Annotated in this window: 2 protein-coding genes and 1 pseudogene; 2 read left to right on the top strand and 1 reads right to left on the bottom strand. The window is 74.2% G+C overall.

What is annotated here, in order from left to right:
- The first annotated feature begins 103 nt into the window (after positions 1–103).
- Together GSF22_RS32880 and GSF22_RS32875 are read left to right on the top strand one after the other, a co-directional pair.
- On the top strand, positions 104–634 hold the full coding sequence (locus GSF22_RS32880) for a hypothetical protein (RefSeq protein ID WP_208817806.1): 531 nt from the start codon (positions 104–106) through the stop codon (positions 632–634).
- A 12-nt stretch (positions 635–646) separates the two neighbouring features.
- A complete protein-coding gene (locus GSF22_RS32875; protein ID WP_208817805.1) occupies positions 647–1456 on the top strand; it encodes a class F sortase in 810 nt (269 codons plus the stop codon).
- Positions 1457–1588: 132 nt separating this feature from the next.
- Here GSF22_RS32875 and GSF22_RS32870 read toward each other — a convergent pair.
- A pseudogene (locus GSF22_RS32870) lies at positions 1589–2107 on the bottom strand (HNH endonuclease); the annotation flags it as partial.
- Between the last annotated feature and the right edge of the window lie 312 nt (positions 2108–2419).

The raw sequence follows: 2419 nt of genomic DNA, 5'->3' as shown, positions 1-2419 counted from the left end.
GCACCACCTCCCCCGCTCCCCCCGTTTGGTCCCCGGTCAGCGGGAAAGCAGGGCCGGACAGCGGCACCGGAGGCGTCTGCGACGGTGCCGGGAGGGAGGGGGCATGCGGACGCCGGCAGCAGCCGACCGCAGCATCCGGACGGTACTGGCCGTCCTGGCCGTGATCACCGCAGTCGTCGCCACCGTGCTGACCGGGGCCACCGGGGCACGGGCCGGGCAGAACACCTTCGTCGAGGTCACCCCGAGCACGGCCCAGGCCGGTACCCGGGTGAACGTGCGGGCCAGTTGCGACGACCGGAACAACGAGCAGGCCGACGTCCGTTCGGAGGCGTTCGACCGGGTGGTGCTGCGGCCGGACAACGGGTTCCTCACCGCCTCGGTGACCATCCCGGGCAACAAACCGGCCGGCGACTACCCGGTGGAGCTGCGCTGTGACAACGGGAACACGGCCAGTACCACGCTGACCGTGCTCAACATGACCCAGCCCAGCAAGGGCCCGGCCACCGGTGGTGGCGGTACGGCCGGCCGGGGCAGCGGTTCGCTGGTCCTCGTCGGCGGCCTCACCGCCGCCGCGGTCGCCGCCGGGTTCGGGGTACTGGGCTTCCGTCGACGCCGGGCCGGGACCGGCGCCTGACCCGCCGGCACCATGACCCGCTCCACGCACCGGGGTGACGCCCGGTCCGCAGGTGCCGTCCTCCGGGCGGTACGCCGGGCCGGGGCGGGCCTCGCCCGGCTGGCCGGGCAGATCGGCACCGCCGGGGTGACCAGCGCCGAGCCGGGGGTCCGCCCGACGGGGGGCGGCGGCTGGGGCCGGTCCACCCGACGGCTGGTGGCCGGTGGCTCCGGACCCGGGCTGCCGGTCGTCCTGATCCTGACGCTGATGGTCGCGATCCTGGGCATGTTCGGCTTCGAACGGGTCACCGGCATCCCGGTGCTGCCCAGCGCGCTGACCGCCGGGTTCCGGCTGCCGCCGAAGAAGTTCCCGGTCCTGGACCCGAGCCCGCCGGTCTCGATCAGCATCCGCAAGCTCCGCCTGGACGCCCCGGTGCACGAGGTGGGGATCGCGGCGGACGGCAGCATCGGGGTACCGGACGCCGGGCGGGTGCACGAGGCCGGCTGGTACGACCAGAGCCCGACGCCGGGTCAGTACGGCCCGTCGGTGATCGTGGGTCACGTCGACGACAGCTCCGGCCCCGCGGTCTTCCACGACCTGCGGAACCTGCGCGCCGGGGACCGGATCGAGGTGACCCGGACGGACCGGTCGGTGGCGGTGTTCGAGGTCGACCGGGTGGGTCAGTACGACAAGGGCGAGTTGCCGGTCCAGGAGGTGTTCGGGGACTTCAGCCGTCCGAACCTCCGCCTGATCACCTGCGGCGGACGCTGGGTCGGCGGGCAGACCGGGTACGCCGACAACGTGGTGGTCTTCGCGTCGCTGGTCCGCGCCCGGCACCCGTGACCCCGGCGGCTGGCCCGTCGGCCGGCGCCGGCCCGGTCAGGCCGCCTCGGCCTCCCGCAACTCCCGGCTGTCCCGCAACTCCCGGCTGTCCCGCAACTCCCGGGGGTCCGGCCCGTCGCGCAGCTCCAGCACCTCGCGCAGGTCGAGCCAGTCGGCCCACCTCGGGTCCGGCGTGCGGTGCCCCAGCACCCGCCACGCGGTCCCCCGGGGCGCCACCGGCGGGGCGTGCAGCCGCCAGCCCAGCTCCGCCGGGGTCTTGTCGCCCTTGGTGTGGTTGCACCGGGCGCACGCGGCCACCACGTTCTCCCAGGCGTGCCGGCCACCCCGGCTGCGCGGGAAGACGTGGTCGATGGTCTCGGCCGGGCCCCGGCAGTACGCGCACCGGCCGCCGTCCCGGGCGAAGATCGCCCGCCGGGAGAGGCCCACGTGGGTGCGGTAGGGCACCCGGACGAACCGGGTCAGCCGGACGACCGACGGGACGGGCAGGGCCTCCCGGGCGCTGTGCAGCACCCCGTCACCGTCGGCGACGCAGACCGCCTTGGCGGAGAGGACCAGGATCGCGGCTCGACGCACCGACACGACACACAGCGGCTCGTAGGTCGCGTTGAGGACCAACGCAGCGGAGCCCGTTGTGGGTCGTATGTCAGGCATCGCGCTCACCCTCCCGTGGTCTTGCCGCTGCTCCCCTGTCCGTGCGCACCGTCGACCGCGGCCCGGTCGGCGCCCGACCGCGGCCGACGCCGACTCGGGATCACCGGCGTCCGTGCGCCAATCGTCCCCGATCGGTGCCCGGATTGCACGTACTAATCCGGGGTCCCTTCCGGAGCAATCCGGCGGGTGTGCCATGATGACCGGTTTCGGTCACGTTGATCTTGCCAGTCGGACCGCGCGTACCTCCGGTTGGCGCTCCGATCGGACCGTGCGGTACGAAATACCCGTGACCGTCGCCGACCTCCCCGTCAC

It is taken from the genome of Micromonospora echinofusca (assembly GCF_017614955.1).
In the GTDB taxonomy this organism is placed as follows: Bacteria; Actinomycetota; Actinomycetes; order Mycobacteriales; family Micromonosporaceae; genus Micromonospora; species Micromonospora echinofusca_A.
This window is presented reverse-complemented; position numbering and strand designations above follow the sequence as displayed.